This is a genomic window from Mesorhizobium sp. M0676, assembly GCF_040320535.1.
Taxonomy (GTDB): Bacteria; Pseudomonadota; Alphaproteobacteria; order Rhizobiales; family Rhizobiaceae; genus Mesorhizobium.
In genome coordinates this window covers 1-14,462 of sequence record NZ_JAMYPU010000024.1, presented here as the reverse complement: position 1 = coordinate 14,462, position 14,462 = coordinate 1, and the positions used below count along the sequence as shown (strand labels likewise).

Annotated in this window: 27 protein-coding genes; all 27 read right to left on the bottom strand. The window is 61.6% G+C overall.

What is annotated here, in order from left to right; translation table 11 throughout:
* Nucleotides 1–102: 102 nt before the first annotated feature.
* Complete coding sequence (locus NKI35_RS23390; RefSeq protein ID WP_023682599.1) at nt 103–1,113, bottom strand: DNA-directed RNA polymerase subunit alpha; 1,011 nt, start codon at nt 1,111–1,113, stop codon at nt 103–105.
* A 102-nt stretch (nt 1,114–1,215) separates the two neighbouring features.
* The gene (gene rpsK / locus NKI35_RS23385; protein ID WP_006205444.1) at nt 1,216–1,605 is read right to left on the bottom strand and encodes a 30S ribosomal protein S11; all 390 of its coding nucleotides are present in this window, start codon (nt 1,603–1,605) and stop codon (nt 1,216–1,218) included.
* Nucleotides 1,606–1,732: 127 nt separating this feature from the next.
* Nucleotides 1,733–2,101 carry a 30S ribosomal protein S13 gene (rpsM, locus tag NKI35_RS23380; RefSeq protein ID WP_006205445.1) on the bottom strand — a complete coding sequence of 123 codons (369 nt, stop codon included), beginning with the start codon at nt 2,099–2,101 and terminating at the stop codon, nt 1,733–1,735.
* A 211-nt stretch (nt 2,102–2,312) separates the two neighbouring features.
* Nucleotides 2,313–2,921: an adenylate kinase gene (locus NKI35_RS23375; protein WP_023714162.1), complete on the bottom strand. Its 609-nt coding sequence runs from the start codon at nt 2,919–2,921 to the stop codon at nt 2,313–2,315.
* Nucleotides 2,918–4,258 carry a preprotein translocase subunit SecY gene (secY, locus tag NKI35_RS23370; RefSeq protein WP_023672761.1) on the bottom strand — a complete coding sequence of 447 codons (1,341 nt, stop codon included), beginning with the start codon at nt 4,256–4,258 and terminating at the stop codon, nt 2,918–2,920. The genes NKI35_RS23375 and secY overlap by 4 nt, the downstream gene beginning before the upstream one ends.
* A 257-nt stretch (nt 4,259–4,515) precedes the next feature.
* Nucleotides 4,516–4,986 carry a 50S ribosomal protein L15 gene (rplO, locus tag NKI35_RS23365; RefSeq protein WP_023672760.1) on the bottom strand — a complete coding sequence of 157 codons (471 nt, stop codon included), beginning with the start codon at nt 4,984–4,986 and terminating at the stop codon, nt 4,516–4,518.
* A 22-nt stretch (nt 4,987–5,008) separates the two neighbouring features.
* The gene (rpmD, locus tag NKI35_RS23360) at nt 5,009–5,206 is read right to left on the bottom strand and encodes a 50S ribosomal protein L30 (RefSeq protein WP_006205449.1); all 198 of its coding nucleotides are present in this window, start codon (nt 5,204–5,206) and stop codon (nt 5,009–5,011) included.
* 24 nt (nt 5,207–5,230) lie between these two features.
* A complete protein-coding gene (gene rpsE, locus NKI35_RS23355) occupies nt 5,231–5,794 on the bottom strand; it encodes a 30S ribosomal protein S5 (protein WP_006333394.1) in 564 nt (187 codons plus the stop codon).
* 153 nt (nt 5,795–5,947) lie between these two features.
* Entirely contained in the window at nt 5,948–6,307 is a 360-nt protein-coding gene (rplR, locus tag NKI35_RS23350; RefSeq protein ID WP_352671751.1) for a 50S ribosomal protein L18, read from the bottom strand.
* A gap of 140 nt (nt 6,308–6,447) precedes the next feature.
* Complete coding sequence (rplF, locus tag NKI35_RS23345) at nt 6,448–6,981, bottom strand: 50S ribosomal protein L6 (RefSeq protein ID WP_023682603.1); 534 nt, start codon at nt 6,979–6,981, stop codon at nt 6,448–6,450.
* Nucleotides 6,982–7,022: 41 nt separating this feature from the next.
* A complete protein-coding gene (rpsH, locus tag NKI35_RS23340; protein ID WP_006205453.1) occupies nt 7,023–7,421 on the bottom strand; it encodes a 30S ribosomal protein S8 in 399 nt (132 codons plus the stop codon).
* A gap of 12 nt (nt 7,422–7,433) precedes the next feature.
* A complete protein-coding gene (rpsN, locus tag NKI35_RS23335) occupies nt 7,434–7,739 on the bottom strand; it encodes a 30S ribosomal protein S14 (protein ID WP_010909282.1) in 306 nt (101 codons plus the stop codon).
* Nucleotides 7,740–7,766: 27 nt separating this feature from the next.
* The gene (rplE, locus tag NKI35_RS23330) at nt 7,767–8,366 is read right to left on the bottom strand and encodes a 50S ribosomal protein L5 (protein WP_023672755.1); all 600 of its coding nucleotides are present in this window, start codon (nt 8,364–8,366) and stop codon (nt 7,767–7,769) included.
* Nucleotides 8,359–8,673 (bottom strand): 50S ribosomal protein L24, encoded by a 315-nt coding sequence (rplX, locus tag NKI35_RS23325; RefSeq protein ID WP_023691245.1) that lies wholly within the window; start codon nt 8,671–8,673, stop codon nt 8,359–8,361. The genes rplE and rplX overlap by 8 nt, the downstream gene beginning before the upstream one ends.
* Before the next feature lie 12 nt (nt 8,674–8,685).
* Nucleotides 8,686–9,054, bottom strand: coding sequence for a 50S ribosomal protein L14 (rplN, locus tag NKI35_RS23320; RefSeq protein ID WP_006205457.1), 369 nt, complete (start codon nt 9,052–9,054; stop codon nt 8,686–8,688).
* 72 nt (nt 9,055–9,126) lie between these two features.
* Nucleotides 9,127–9,366 carry a 30S ribosomal protein S17 gene (gene rpsQ / locus NKI35_RS23315; RefSeq protein ID WP_010909280.1) on the bottom strand — a complete coding sequence of 80 codons (240 nt, stop codon included), beginning with the start codon at nt 9,364–9,366 and terminating at the stop codon, nt 9,127–9,129.
* Nucleotides 9,367–9,377: 11 nt separating this feature from the next.
* On the bottom strand, nt 9,378–9,578 hold the full coding sequence (gene rpmC / locus NKI35_RS23310; protein ID WP_006205459.1) for a 50S ribosomal protein L29: 201 nt from the start codon (nt 9,576–9,578) through the stop codon (nt 9,378–9,380).
* Nucleotides 9,579–9,591: 13 nt separating this feature from the next.
* Nucleotides 9,592–10,005: a 50S ribosomal protein L16 gene (gene rplP, locus NKI35_RS23305; protein ID WP_006205460.1), complete on the bottom strand. Its 414-nt coding sequence runs from the start codon at nt 10,003–10,005 to the stop codon at nt 9,592–9,594.
* Between the two features lie 26 nt (nt 10,006–10,031).
* Entirely contained in the window at nt 10,032–10,757 is a 726-nt protein-coding gene (rpsC, locus tag NKI35_RS23300; RefSeq protein ID WP_023672753.1) for a 30S ribosomal protein S3, read from the bottom strand.
* A complete protein-coding gene (gene rplV, locus NKI35_RS23295) occupies nt 10,757–11,146 on the bottom strand; it encodes a 50S ribosomal protein L22 (protein ID WP_006205462.1) in 390 nt (129 codons plus the stop codon). Before rplV ends, rpsC begins: the two co-directional genes overlap by 1 nt.
* A 2-nt stretch (nt 11,147–11,148) precedes the next feature.
* Nucleotides 11,149–11,427 (bottom strand): 30S ribosomal protein S19, encoded by a 279-nt coding sequence (rpsS, locus tag NKI35_RS23290; protein ID WP_006205463.1) that lies wholly within the window; start codon nt 11,425–11,427, stop codon nt 11,149–11,151.
* A gap of 16 nt (nt 11,428–11,443) precedes the next feature.
* Nucleotides 11,444–12,277 carry a 50S ribosomal protein L2 gene (gene rplB / locus NKI35_RS23285; protein WP_023706515.1) on the bottom strand — a complete coding sequence of 278 codons (834 nt, stop codon included), beginning with the start codon at nt 12,275–12,277 and terminating at the stop codon, nt 11,444–11,446.
* Nucleotides 12,278–12,300: 23 nt separating this feature from the next.
* Nucleotides 12,301–12,594, bottom strand: a complete 294-nt coding sequence (locus NKI35_RS23280; RefSeq protein WP_023672751.1) for a 50S ribosomal protein L23 — start codon at nt 12,592–12,594, stop codon at nt 12,301–12,303.
* On the bottom strand, nt 12,591–13,211 hold the full coding sequence (rplD, locus tag NKI35_RS23275; RefSeq protein ID WP_023672750.1) for a 50S ribosomal protein L4: 621 nt from the start codon (nt 13,209–13,211) through the stop codon (nt 12,591–12,593). The genes NKI35_RS23280 and rplD overlap by 4 nt, the downstream gene beginning before the upstream one ends.
* Nucleotides 13,211–13,939, bottom strand: a complete 729-nt coding sequence (gene rplC, locus NKI35_RS23270) for a 50S ribosomal protein L3 (protein WP_023682606.1) — start codon at nt 13,937–13,939, stop codon at nt 13,211–13,213. Before rplC ends, rplD begins: the two co-directional genes overlap by 1 nt.
* Before the next feature lie 61 nt (nt 13,940–14,000).
* Entirely contained in the window at nt 14,001–14,309 is a 309-nt protein-coding gene (gene rpsJ, locus NKI35_RS23265) for a 30S ribosomal protein S10 (RefSeq protein WP_010909272.1), read from the bottom strand.
* Nucleotides 14,310–14,378: 69 nt separating this feature from the next.
* Nucleotides 14,379–14,462 (bottom strand): EF-Tu C-terminal domain-related protein (locus NKI35_RS23260; protein WP_455749504.1); only part of this gene is annotated, 84 nt, incomplete at its 5' end.

The window sequence follows — 14,462 nt, the reverse complement described above, 5'->3', positions numbered from 1 at the left end:
TCTTTTCCTTCTTCAGTTGTTCAAGAGGCCGTGGCCTCTGATGGTTTTCCGCATGACCGTCGGATCGAGCGGCCCACGCCGCCGATCCTTGGAAATTCATGCTCAATATTGGTCTTCGTAACGCTTGGCGAGGTCTTCGATGTTTTCCGGCGGCCAGTCCGGCACTTCCATGCCGAGGTGCAGGCCCATCGCCGCGAGCACTTCCTTGATCTCGTTCAGCGACTTGCGGCCGAAGTTCGGGGTGCGCAGCATCTCGGCTTCGGTCTTCTGGATGAGATCGCCGATGTAGACGATGTTGTCGTTCTTCAGGCAGTTGGCCGAACGCACCGAAAGCTCGAGCTCGTCCACCTTCTTGAGCAGCGCCGGGTTGAAGGCGAGCTCGGTGACGGCCTCGGTGGCGACTTCCTTCTGCGGCTCGTCGAAATTGACGAACAGGCCAAGCTGGTCCTGCAGGATGCGGGCCGCGAATGCCACCGCGTCCTCGCCCGAGATCGAACCGTCGGTCTCGATGGTCATGGTCAGCTTGTCATAGTCGAGAACCTGGCCCTCGCGGGTGTTCTCGACCTTGTAGGAGACCTTCTTGACCGGCGAATACAGGCTGTCGACCGGGATCAGGCCGATCGGCGCGTCTTCGGCGCGGTTGCGGTCGGCCGGCACGTAACCCTTGCCGGTGTCGACGGTGAATTCCATGCGGATTTCAGCGCCCTCGTCCAGCGTGCAGATGACGTGGTCGGGGTTGAGGATTTCGACGTCGCCAACCGTCTGGATGTCGCCAGCCAGAACCGCACCCGGGCCCTGCTTGCGAACGACCATGCGCTTGGGACCATCGCCTTCCATGCGGATGGCGATTTCCTTGATGTTGAGGACGATGTCGGTCACGTCCTCACGCACGCCGGCAATCGACGAGAATTCATGCAGAACGCCGTCGATCTGCACGGCGGTGACAGCCGCACCGCGCAGCGAAGACAAAAGCACGCGGCGCAGCGCGTTGCCGAGCGTCAGGCCGAAGCCGCGCTCGAGCGGCTCGGCGACCAGCGTGGTCAGCGTCTTCTTCTTCGACGAGAACTCGATCTTGTTCGGCTTGATCAGTTCCTGCCAATTTTTCTGGATCATGATGCTTTCCTTCCGTTGACCCGCCACCATCCAATCGTGGCGGGCGACCTGGAGTGCCGTGGAGGAGCGCCTTGAGGCGCTCACGCGGCGTTCGGTAATGTCTTAGACGCGGCGCTTCTTGCGCGGGCGGCAGCCATTGTGCGGGATCGGCGTCACATCACGGATCGAAGTGATGGTGAAGCCGGCCGCCTGCAGGGCGCGAAGCGCCGATTCACGACCGGAGCCGGGTCCGCAGACCTCGACTTCGAGCATGCGCATGCCGTGTTCCTGGGCCTTCTTGGCGACGTCTTCGGCAGCCATCTGGGCGGCGAACGGGGTCGACTTGCGCGAACCCTTGAAGCCCTGGGCACCGGCCGACGACCAGGCAATGGAATTGCCCTGCGCATCGGTGATGGTGATCATCGTGTTGTTGAAGGTCGAATTGACGTGGGCAACGCCCGACGAGATGTTCTTGCGTTCGCGACGGCGAACACGAGCGGCTTCCTTGGCCATGATAGTCCTTTCAGTTGATCTCTACACCGCCGTAATGCCAGCGGCTCCACCTTTGAAAGCGAGTAGTGAGCAGGGACCAGCGAATAGGGAACCCCTACTCGCTAATGGCTACTCGCTATTCGCTCACTTACTTCTTCTTGCCGGCAATCGACTTGGCCGGGCCCTTGCGGGTGCGTGCATTGGTGTGCGTGCGCTGGCCGCGAACCGGCAGCGAACGGCGGTGACGCAGACCGCGGTAGCAGCCGAGGTCCATCAGACGCTTGATGTTCATCGACACTTCGCGGCGCAGGTCGCCTTCGACCTGGTAGTCGCGGTCGATGGTCTCGCGGATCTGCAGCACTTCCGCGTCGGTCAGCTGGTTGACGCGGCGCTCGGCCGGGATGCCGACCTTGTCGACGATCTCCTGGGCGAACTTCTTGCCAATGCCGTGAATGTACTGAAGCGCAATGACGACGCGCTTGTTGGTCGGAATGTTGACGCCGGCTATACGAGCCATATTCTTCTCTTCTCCATGTGGGACCGGCCGGCCTTCAAAAAAAGGCATGCGCGGCGCTGTTCAAATTACCCCGCGTCCGGTGGAGGCCGGCCCTTGCGGGAGTTCCCTGGTTTCAATGCGGCTGCCTTGCCCTTGCGGACAAGCAAGCCTCATGCCTGATAGGAAGACGGGCCGCCATAACCCAGCGAACCGTTCCAGTCAAGCGCAATCTTTACTTTACCGTAACGGTCTCCCGCGTCACCGCCGCGAGCAGCGCTTCAATCTCCGCCGTCACGGTGTCGACAGGGGCCATGCCGTCGACACTCCTAAGCGAGCGTTTGGCATAATAATAGCCGATCAGAGGCGCGGTCTTCTTGTAATATTCCCGCAGGCGCTCTTCGAACACCACCGGATTGTCGTCCTTGCGCACCGGCTGTCCGGCGGCCTTGGCGTCGTCGGCGCGCTTGACGATGCGGGCGACCAGCGCTTTGTCGTCGACGACGAACTCGATCACGGCATCGAGGTCAATGCCGCGCTCGGCGAGCATCGATTCAACCGCATCAGCCTGCACCAGCGTGCGCGGATATCCGTCGAGGATGAAACCGTTGGTGCAATCGGGCTGATCGATGCGCTCGGCCACGATGGCGTTGACGATGGCGTCGGAAACCAGCTCGCCGGCATCCATCACCGCCTTGGCGCGCTTGCCGACTTCGGTGCCGGCCTGCACGGCCGCCCGCAGCATGTCACCCGTCGACAGCTGCGGTATGCCGTATTTTTCTACCAGTCTTTGTGCTTGCGTCCCCTTGCCCGCTCCTGGCGGCCCAAGCAATATCAATCTCATCTGGCCTTCTTCCCCCCACGCAGCTTCGACTTCTTGATCAGGCCCTCATACTGGTGCGCGATCAGGTGACCCTGGATCTGCGCGACCGTATCGAGGGTTACACTGACCACGATCAGAAGCGATGTGCCACCGAGGTAGAATGGTACGCCAGTCGCCGAAATCAGGAACTCGGGCAGCAGGCACACCAGCACCAGATAGATGGCGCCGACGACGGTGATGCGCGTCAGGACATAGTCGATGTAATCGGCGGTGCGCTCACCCGGACGGTAGCCCGGAATGAAGCCGGAATGCTTCTTGAGCTGGTCGGCGGTGTCCTTCGGATTGAACACGATGGCCGTGTAGAAGAAGGCGAAGAACACGATCATTGCCGCATAGAACAGCATGTAGAGCGGCTGGCCGTGGCCGAGCGAGGCGAGCACGGTGCTTGCCCATGCCGGCAGGTTTGTCGTCTGCGAGAAGCCAGCGACCGTTGCCGGCAGCAAAAGCAGCGACGACGCGAAGATCGGCGGAATGACGCCCGACGTGTTGAGCTTCAGCGGCAGATGCGAGGTATCGCCCTGGAACATGCGGTTGCCGACCTGGCGCTTCGGATACTGGATCAGCAGGCGGCGCTGCGCACGCTCGAAGAACACGATCAGCGCGATGACGATGATGGCCAGCACGATGATCGCGAGTATCAGCCCGGTCGATAGGGCGCCGGTGCGGCCGAGCTCCAGCGTGCCGGAGATGGCGCGCGGCAGGCCGGCGACGATGCCGGAAAAGATGATCAGCGAAATGCCGTTGCCGATGCCGCGGGCGGTGATCTGCTCGCCCAGCCACATCAGGAACATGGTGCCGCCAACCAGCGTGACGACGGTCGAGATGCGGAAGAACATGCCGGGATCGTTGACGATGCCGTTGCCGCCTTCCAGGCCCACTGAAATGCCGTAGGCCTGCACCAGCGCCAGGAGTACCGTGCCATAGCGCGTGTACTGGTTGATGACCTTGCGGCCCTGCTCGCCTTCCTTTTTCAGCGCTTCCAGCGACGGAATGACCGAGGTCATCAGCTGCATGATGATGGAGGCTGAGATGTAAGGCATGATACCGAGCGCGAAGATCGCCATGCGCTGCACGGCGCCGCCGGCGAACATGTTGAACATGCCGAGCACGCCCTTGGCCTGCGAAGAGAAGGCCTGCGCGAATGCATCCGGATTGATGCCGGGCAGCGGGATATAGGTGCCGAGGCGATAGACGAGCAGCGCGCCGACGGTGAACCAGATTCGCTTCTTCAGGTCCTCCGCCTTGGCGAAAGCCGCAAAATTCAGATTCGAGGCTAGTTGTTCAGCAGCCGAAGCCATGCCTGATTCTCCGCTAGAGCATGATGCCGAAAAGTGTGTAGCGGTTTTCGGACAACGTCATGCGCTACTTCTTTGATTTGTATGTCACGCTCGATGCCCGCAGCTCAGGCGGCGCGTGGCACCGAAGCTCACGAGATAAGCTCCGGGCTCTAAACATGCAAGCGGCCGCGTTGACGCGGCCGCCTAATTGATCGGATCAAAGCGCAATCGTGAACAAAAACGGATACCGTTCCTGCCGACCGCGCTTCAAATTGCTGTTACTCCGCTGCCGCTTCCGGCAGCTTGACCGAACCGCCGGCCTTTTCGATCTTCTCGATCGCGGCCTTGGAGGCGCCGGCGACGTCGAAGGCAAGCTTTGCCTTGAGCTCGCCGTCCGAGAGGATGCGCACGCCGTCCTTGACGCGGCGGATGACGCCGGCGGCAACGAGTGCCTCGGCCGTCACGGTCGCCTTGGCGTCGAGCTTCTTGGCATCGAGCGCCGTCTGGATACGAGCCAGCGACACGACGACAAAGCTCTTGGCGAAGATGTTATTGAAGCCACGCTTCGGCAGGCGCCGATAGAGCGGCATCTGGCCGCCCTCGAAGCCGTTGATGGCAACGCCGGAGCGCGCCTTCTGGCCCTTGACGCCGCGACCGCCGGTCTTGCCGGAGCCGGAGCCGATGCCACGGCCGAGACGCTTCTTGGAGTGCGTCGCGCCGTCCTTGTCACGCAGATCGTTGAGTTTCATCTGGGTTCTCCTGCGCTTTTGCTCAGCCCTCGTCCACGACGCGGACGAGATGCTGGACGGCAGCGATCATGCCGCGCACCGAGGGAGTGTCCTCCAGCGTGCGCTGCTTGTGCATCTTGTTGAGGCCGAGGCCGACCAGCGTTGCGCGCTGTTCCTTCGGGCGGCGGATCGGCGAACCGATCTGCTCAACGGTGATGGTCTTGGTTGCTTTCTTGGCCATGGTCAAAATCCCTGGTCAGATCGACTATTCTTCAGCCGCAACGGCGGTGCCGCGGCGGGCCTGAAGGGTCGAATATTTGATGCCGCGCGCAGCAGCCACATCCTTGGGATGCATCTGGCTCTTCAGCGCGTCGAATGTGGCGCGAACCATGTTGTAGGGGTTCGACGAACCCATCGACTTGGCGACCACGTCATGCATGCCGAGCGTCTCGAAGACAGCGCGCATCGGGCCGCCGGCGATGATGCCGGTACCCTGCTTGGCAGCGCGCAGCAGCACGCGTCCGGCGCCCCAGCGTCCTTCGACGTCGTGGTGCAGCGTGCGGCCCGAGCGCAGCGGCACGAAAATCATGTCGCGCTTGGCCGACTCGGTTGCCTTGCGGATCGCTTCCGGCACTTCGCGCGCCTTGCCGTGACCGAAGCCGACGCGGCCCTTCTGGTCGCCGACGACGACGAGTGCTGCAAAACCGAAGCGACGGCCGCCCTTGACGACCTTGGCGACACGGTTGATGTGGACGAGCTTGTCCACCATGCCGTCATCGCGTTCTTCACGATCGCGGCCGCGGCCGCCATCCCTACGTTCCTGTGCCATATCCTGTTCCTTGTTTTTTTCCGGAAGCACGGTTGCTGATAAGATCCGGTGCGCCTCTTTGGGTCACCGGGGGCGAATTATTTTTCCTTGCATGATCTTGTCCGAAAGTCTGCAACTTTTTGCTGCGCTGACCTTCGGTTCGGGAACAGGCAATTAGAAGCTCAGACCGCCTTCACGGGCAGCCTCGGCCAGCGCCTTGACGCGGCCGTGATAGATGTAGGCGCCGCGGTCGAAGACGACTTCCTTGACGCCGGCCTTCGAAGCACGCTCGGCGATCAGCTTGCCAACAGCGGCTGCTGCCTCGGTGTCGGCGCCGGTCTTGAGCGAACCCTTGATGTCCTTCTCGAGCGTCGATGCAGCCGCGATGGTGTGGCCCTTGGCGTCGTCGATGACCTGCACGTAAATGTTCTTCGACGTGCGGTGGACCGAGAGACGCGGACGTTCGCCGGCGACCTTCTTGATCTGGCGGCGGACGCGCTGCGCGCGGCGCTGGATGGATTCCTTGGTAGCCATGATAATCTTCCTTGCCTTCAAAAAACGGGGGCCGCCATGTGCGGTAGGCGAAAGCGCCTCCCGCGACCGCTCCCCGCGGCGTTGCACTTCTTTGGCTTGGCCTTTTCCGAAAAGTCTGCAACTTTTCGGGACCAGGCCTACTACTTCTTCTTGCCTTCCTTGCGGACGATCTTCTCGCCGGCATAGCGGACACCCTTGCCCTTGTAGGGCTCGGGACCGCGATACTCGCGGATCTCGGCTGCAACCTGGCCGACCTGCTGCTTGTCGATGCCGGTCACGGTGATTTCCGTCGGCTTCGGCACAGTGATCGTGATGCCGGCCGGCGTCTCGTAAACGACGTCGTGGCTGAAGCCAAGCGCCAGCTGCAGGTTCTTGCCCTGAAGTGCCGCGCGATAGCCGACGCCGGTGATCTCGAGCTTCTTCTCGAAACCGTCCTTGACGCCCTGCAGGATGTTGACGATCTGCGTGCGCGACATGCCCCACTTGGAGCGGGCGGTCTTGGTCTGGTCGCGCGGCTGGACAGCGATTTCGCTGCCTTCCATCTTGACCAGCACTTCGTCGTTCACCACGAACTTCAGCTCGCCCTTGGGGCCCTTCGCCGTCACGGTCTGGCCGTTGACGGTCGCGGTCACGCCCTGCGGCAGCGAAACGGGTTTCTTTCCAATACGAGACATTTGGTTGTCCTCGTCACTTCTCTTGTTTCAGGTCTGCCGAATTAGAAAATCTGGCAGAGGATTTCGCCGCCGACATTCTGTTCGCGTGCTTCGTGATCGGCCATCACGCCCTTCGGCGTCGAAAGGATGGCGATGCCGAGGCCGTTGGCGACGTGCGGGATCGACTTGGCCGAAACGTAAACGCGGCGGCCAGGCTTCGAGACGCGGGCGATTTCGCGCACGACCGGAGCACCGTCGAAATACTTCAGCTCGATTTCGATTTCGGACTTGCCGTTGTCGAAGTCGGTCTGGCTGTAGTCGCGGATATAGCCTTCAGCCTTCAGCACGTCGAGGACGCGGGTACGCAGGCGCGACGCCGGCGTCGAAACGCTCGACTTCTTACGGCCATACGCGTTGCGGATGCGGGTCAGCATATCGCCGAGAGGATCGCTCAATGACATGTTATGTCCTCCTTACCAGCTCGACTTGACCAGGCCCGGGATCTGGCCGTTATTGCCGAGATCACGAAGCGCGATGCGCGATACTTTGAGCTTGCGATAATAGGCGCGCGGACGGCCGGTAACTTCGCAGCGGTTGCGGATGCGGATCTTGGCCGAGTTGCGCGGCAGGGCAGCAAGCTTCAGCTGAGCGCGGAAACGCTCTTCCATCGGCTTGGACTGGTCCATGATGATCGCCTTGAGCGCTGCGCGCTTGGGACCGTACTGGTCGGCAAGCTTGCGGCGCCTGTTGTTCTTCTCGACTGAGCTGGTCTTTGCCATTTCAGATTTTTCCTTTTCTCGCTGCCGTTACTGGCGGAAGGGGAAGTTGAAGGCCTTGAGCAATGCCCTGGCTTCGTCGTCCGTCTTCGCAGTCGTACAAACGATGACGTCCATGCCCCAGATCTGATCAACCTTGTCGTAGTTGATCTCCGGGAACACGATGTGTTCCTTGATGCCCATGGCGTAGTTGCCACGGCCATCGAAGCTCTTCGGATTCAGTCCGCGAAAGTCGCGGACGCGCGGCAGTGCGATGTTCACGAGACGGTCGAGGAACTCGTACATGCGTTCCTTGCGCAGCGTGACCTTGGCGCCGATCGGCATCTTCTCGCGGACCTTGAAGCCGGCGATCGAATTACGGGCGCGGGTGACGACGGCCTTCTGGCCGGCGATCATCGCCAGGTCTTCGGCCGCGATCGAAGGCTTCTTCGAATCCGCGGTCGCTTCGCCGACGCCCATGTTCAGCACGATCTTGTCGATGCGCGGAACCTGCATCTCGTTCTCGTAGCCGAACTGCTCCTGCAGCGCCTTGCGGATGGTCTCGTTGTAGACCTGCTTGAGGCGCGGCGTGTTCTGGGCCTTGGACTGTTTGCTTTCAGCCTTGGGCTTCGTGGTTTGAGCCTTAGCCATTGATGACTTCTCCCGAGCGCTTGGCGACGCGCACCTTCTTGCCGTCCTTCTGGAAGATGAAGCCGACGCGGGTCGGCCTGCCATCCTTGGGGTCGGCGAGCGCGATGTTCGACAGCTGGATCGGCGCTTCCTTGGTGATGATCCCGCCCTCTTGGGACTGGGACTGCTTCTGGTGACGACGGATCATGTTGACGCCGCGCACCAGCGCGGTGTCTTCCTTCGGCTGAACCGAGAGGACTTCGCCCGAACGGCCCTTGTCCTTGCCGGCCAGCACGACGACCTTGTCGCCTTTTCTAATCTTTTGCATTGGTCCGGCTCCTTACAGCACTTCAGGCGCGAGCGAGATGATCTTCATGTGGTTCTTGGCGCGGAGTTCGCGCGGAACCGGTCCGAAGATACGCGTGCCGATCGGCTCTTTCTTGTTGTCGACGAGAACGGCCGCGTTCTTGTCGAAACGGATCACGCTGCCGTCCGGGCGGCGGATGTCCTTGGCCGTGCGAACCACGACCGCCTTCATCACATCGCCCTTCTTAACGCGGCCGCGCGGAATGGCTTCCTTGATCGACACCACGATGATGTCGCCTACGGAAGCGTATTTCCGCTTCGAGCCGCCCAGCACCTTGATGCACATGACACGACGGGCGCCGGAATTATCCGCGACGTCGAGGTTTGTTTGCATCTGAATCATGACTGGCCGCCTTCTTCTCTTCTAACGGGACGGGCTCAAAGCCCCTCCCCGGTCTGTCCAAAATTCGGTTTGTTACGCCTGGTCCGAAGACACGACGATCCAGCGCTTGTCCTTGGAAATCGGCTTCGATTCCTGGATGAACACCTGATCGCCGACCTTGTGGGCGTTGTTCTCGTCGTGCGCCTTGTACTTCTTGGTCATGCGCACGGTCTTCTTCATCACGGGATGCGTGAAGCGCCGTTCGACCTTGACGACTACCGTCTTCTCGTTCTTGTCGCTGACGACAGTGCCCTGCAGAATGCGCTTTGGCATGATTTTCGTCCTTAAGCCTTCTTGGCCGCGGACTTTTCCGCAGCGATGGTCTTGATACGCGCAATGTCCTTGCGAACCTGCCGCACGCGCGCGGTCTTCTCGAGCTGGCCGGTGGCCTTCTGGAAGCGCAGGTTGAACTGCTCCTTCTTCAGGCTGGCCAGATCGTCGGTCAGCTGGTCCTGGGTCTTGGTCCGGATGTCTTCGGCTTTCATGATCAGCCCGTCCTTATTCTGCGATGCGCTGTACGAAGCGCGTCCTGACCGAGAGCTTGGCCGCGCCGAGACGCAGCGCCTCACGGGCGGTTTCTTCGTTGACGCCGTCGATCTCGAACATGATGCGGCCCGGCTTTACGCGCGCCGCCCAGTAATCGACAGCGCCCTTGCCCTTGCCCATGCGCACTTCAGTCGGCTTCGACGTCACCGGCACATCAGGGAAAATACGGATCCACACGCGGCCGGCACGCTTCATCTCACGAGTGATCGCGCGGCGGGCCGCCTCGATCTCACGCGCGGTGACGCGGTTCGGCTCAAGCGCCTTCAGCCCGAAACCACCGAAATCCAGGTTGGTGCCGCCCTTTGCGGTACCATGGATACGGCCCTTGAACTGCTTGCGGAACTTTGTGCGCTTTGGCTGCAGCATCGTTCTAACTCCAAATTCCTAAATAATCAGGCGTTTTCGCGACGACGACCGCGTTCGCGATCACCACCACCGCCATGCGCAGCATCACCCTCGGTCGCGCGACGCTCCGAAGCCATCGGATCGTGCTCGAGGATTTCGCCCTTGAACACCCAGACCTTGACGCCGCAGATGCCGTAAGCCGTATGCGCTTCGGCCGTGCCATAGTCGACATCGGCGCGCAGCGTATGCAGCGGCACGCGGCCTTCGCGGTACCATTCCATGCGTGCAATCTCTGCGCCGCCGAGACGGCCGGCGCAGTTGATGCGGATGCCTTCGGCGCCCAGGCGCATCGCCGACTGAACGGCGCGCTTCATGGCGCGGCGGAACGCGATACGACGCTCGAGCTGCTGGGCGATCGACTGGGCGACCAGGGTTGCGTCGATTTCCGGCTTGCGCACTTCAACGATGTTCAAGTGCGTCTCGGACTTCGTCATCTCCATCAGCTTCTTGCGAAGCTTTTCGATGTCGGCGCCCTTCTTGCCGATGATCAGGCCCGGGCGCGCCGCATGGATGGTGACGCGGCACTTCTTGTGCGGGCGCTCGATCACGACCTTGGAAATCGCAGCCTGCTTGAGTTCCTTTTCAAGATATTTGCGGATCTTGATGTCCTCATGCAGCAGCTTGCCGTACTCGCCGGTGTTCGCGAACCAGCGCGAATCCCAGGTGCGGTTGATGCCGAGGCGCAGACCGATCGGATTGACTTTCTGACCCATTATGCGGCCTCCCCTTTTTCTTCGACTTCACGAACGACGATCGTGAGGTGCGAGAACGGCTTTTCTATACGGCTGGCGCGACCGCGGCCACGAGCATGGAACCGCTTCATGACGATCGACTTGCCGACATAGGCTTCCGCCACGATCAGTGCATCGACGTCGAGGTCGTGGTTGTTTTCCGCGTTGGCGATCGCCGATTCCAGCGTCTTCTTGACCGTGCCGGAAATCCGCTTGGCCGAGAATTCGAGATCGGAAAGCGCTGTCGCGACCTTCTTGCCGCGGATCAGCGCGGCAACCAGGTTCAGCTTCTGCGGGCTGATACGGATCGTGCGCAGAACGGCGCGCGCTTCGTTGTCAGCAAGCCTGCGCGGAGCTTTGGCCTTGCCCATGATTATTTCCTCTTCGCCTTCTTATCCGCGCCGTGACCGTAATAGGTCCGGGTCGGAGCGAATTCACCGAACTTGTGACCGACCATGTCCTCGTTCACCGAGACGGGAACATGCTTCTGGCCGTTGTAGACACCGAAGGTGAAGCCGACGAACTGCGGCAGGATGGTGGAGCGACGGCTCCACATCTTGATCACCTCATTGCGACCACCTTCACGAACCTTGTCCACCTTCTTGAGAAGGTAGCCGTCGATGAAGGGGCCTTTCCAAATAGAACGAGTCACTTGGCGTTACCTCTTCTTAGCTCTTGCGCTGATGGCGCGAGCGCAGGATGAACTTGTCGGTCGCCTTGTTGGACCGCGTCTTCTTGCCCTTGGTCGGCTTTCCCCACGGGCTGACCGGATGACGGCCACCGGAGGTGCGGCCTTCACCACCGCCATGCGGATGGTCGACCGGGTTCATGGTCACGCCGCGATTGTGCGGGCGCTTGCCGCGCCAGACCGTGCGGCCGGCCTTGCCGTCGTTGATGTTGCCGTGGTCGGGGTTCGACACGGCGCCGACGGTGGCCATGCAGGAGCCGTGAACGACCCGCTGCTCGCCCGAGTTGAGGCGCAGGATCGCCATGCCCTGGTCGCGACCGACCAGCTGTCCGTAGCCACCTGCCGAGCGGGCAACCTGGGCGCCCTTGCCCGGCTTCAGCTCGATGTTATGGACGATCGTGCCGACCGGCATCGAGGCCAGCGGCATCGCATTGCCTGGCTTCACGTCGACCGATTCACCGGCCACGATCTTGTCGCCGGCGGCAAGGCGCTGCGGAGCGATGATGTAGGACAGCTCGCCATCGTCATACTTGATCAGCGCGATGAAGGCGGTGCGGTTCGGATCGTATTCAATGCGCTCGACCGTGCCGACGACGTCGAACTTGCGGCGCTTGAAGTCGATGATGCGGTACGAACGCTTATGACCGCCGCCGATGAAGCGGGCCGTGATGCGGCCGTGATTGTTGCGGCCGCCCGACTTGGTCAGGCCTTCGGTCAGTCCCTTGACGGGCTTGCCCTTGTAGAGGCCCGAGCGGTCGACGATGACCAACTGGCGGGTGCTCGGCGTTACCGGGTTGAATTTTTTAAGTGCCATGTTTGTTGTCCTCGCGGCCTAGCTCAGAGACCCGTCGCGACGTCGATCGACTGGCCGTCGGCCAGTGTCACAATCGCCTTCTTGACGTCGCTCTGGCGGCCGATCGTGCCGCGGAAGCGCTTGATCTTGCCCTTGCGGACAAGCGTGTTCACGGCCGTAACCTTGACGCCAAACAGCGCTTCGACAGCGGCCTTGATTTCCGGCTTCGACGCCTTCTTGGCGACGTTGAAAACAACCTGGTTGTTCTCGGAAGCCATGGTCGACTTTTCGGTGATCGCCGGCGAGACGATCACGTCGTAATGACGGAGGTCGGTCATTTAAAGCGCTCCTCGAGAGCCTCGACGGCGGCCTTCGAAAGGACCAGCGTGCCGCGGCGCAGAATGTCGTAGACGTTGATGCCCTGGATGGGCAGCACGTCGATGTTCGGGATGTTGGTCGCCGCCAGCTTGAAGTTCTGGTCAAGCTCGGCACCGCCGATCACCAAGGCGTTGGTCAGGCCCAGTGTCGCGAAATTCGCGATCAGCGCCTTCGTCTTGGCCTCGGTCAGCTTCAGCTCGTCGATGATGATGATCGACGCGCTCTTGGCCTTGGCCGAGAGAGCATGCCGCAAGCCCAGAGCGCGCACCTTCTTCGGCAGATCGTGCTCGTGGCTGCGAACGACCGGGCCGTGGGCCTTGCCGCCGCCGCGGAACTGCGGAGCGCGTGCCGAATGGTGACGGGCGCGGCCCGTACCCTTCTGCTTGTACATCTTAGCGCCGGTGCGCGCGATTTCGGCGCGTCCCTTGGCCTTGTGCGTGCCCTGCTGGCGCTTGGCCAGCTGCCAGCGCACGACGCGCTGCAGGATGTCCTCGCGCGGATCAAGGCCGAAAATCTCCTCGGAGAGTTTCACCTTGCCGGCGTCCTTGCCGCCAAGCGTTGTGATCTTGAGATCCATTATTCTGCTCCCTCTGCGGCCGGAGCCTCGTTCTTGGCGCCACTCTCGGCAGCAACGGCGCGGATCGCGGCAGGCTTCGGCGCATTGGCCGGCAGTGCCACCTTGGCCGCATCGCGGACCAGGATCCAGGCGCCCTTCGATCCGGGAACCGCACCGCGGATCAGGATCAGGCCGCGATCGGCGTCGGTCGAAACGATCTCGACATTCTGTGTGGTGACGCGGGTGTCGCCCATGTGGCCAGCCATATGCTTGCCCTTGAACACTTTGCCCGGGTCCTGACGCTGGCCGGTCGAACCGTGCGTACGGTGCGAAACCGAGTTACCGTGCGTCGCGCGGCCACCACCCATGTGATGGCGCTTGATGACGCCCTGGAAACCCTTGCCGATCGTCGTGCCCGTCACATCGACCTTCTGGCCGGCGACGAAGTGCTCGACGGTGATCTCGGCGCCGACATCGATCATGTTGTCGGCGGAGACGCGGAACTCGGCGACCTTCGCCTTCGGCTCGACGGAAGCGGTCGCGAAATGGCCGCGCATCGCCTTCGACGTGTTCTTCACCTTGGCAAGGCCAACGCCGAGCTGGACGGCCGTATAGCCGTTCTTCTCCTGCGTGCGCTGAGCCACGACCTGGCAGTTCTCCATCTGGAGAACGGTGACGGGAACATGTTCCCCGGCATCATTATAGATGCGGGTCATTCCCACCTTCTTTGCAATCACACCTGAACGCATCGGTTCAATTCCTTTAGAGTTCCGGGCCAGGGGCACCGCCCCTTACCGCGCTCTCATTCCCTTAGAGCTTGATCTCGACGTCGACACCGGCGGCCAGATCGAGCTTCATCAAAGCATCGACCGTCTGCGGGGTCGGATCGACGATGTCGAGCAGACGCTTGTGCGTGCGCATCTCGAACTGCTCGCGGCTCTTCTTGTCGACGTGAGGCGACCGGTTGACCGTGAACTTTTCGATCCGCGTCGGCAGCGGAATGGGGCCGCGGACGTTTGCTCCGGTGCGCTTGGCCGTCGACACGATTTCTTTCGTCGAGGCGTCAAGCACGCGGTGATCAAACGCCTTCAGGCGGATGCGGATATTCTGTCCGTTCATGCGTCACTTCCTTGTTCTGGCGCGGCGCGGGCAAATCCTGCGCCCGCGACAGATCGGTTTAAGTCTAAATTACTCTTTGATGGTGACGACGATGCCGGCACCGACGGTGCGGCCGCCTTCACGGATGGCGAAGCGCAGCTTCTCTTCCATGGC